Genomic DNA, 212 nt, shown 5'->3' with positions numbered 1-212 from the left:
CCACATCGGCGGCATCTGGGAGACCCGCAAGCTCGCGGCGACCGCCGAGACCCACTACACGCTGGTCGCCCCGCACAACGTCGGCGGCCCGGTGCTCACCGCCGCGTCCCTCCAGGTCGGCTTCACCACCCCGAACTTCAAGGTCCTGGAGCACTTCAACGACTTCGCGGACGCGGAGATCAAGAAGGTGGTCAAGGGCGCGCCCGTGGTGG

Annotated in this window: 1 protein-coding gene; it reads left to right on the top strand. The window is 68.9% G+C overall.

Annotated features, from left to right (window positions below):
- Positions 1-212 (top strand): enolase C-terminal domain-like protein (locus GT045_RS33400; RefSeq protein WP_272926933.1); only part of this gene is annotated, 212 nt, incomplete at both ends.

The organism is Streptomyces sp. SID486, assembly GCF_009865385.1.
GTDB lineage: Bacteria > Actinomycetota > Actinomycetes > Streptomycetales > Streptomycetaceae > Streptomyces.
The sequence above is the reverse complement of the archived record's forward strand: the minus strand, read 5'-3'. Positions and strand labels throughout refer to the sequence as shown.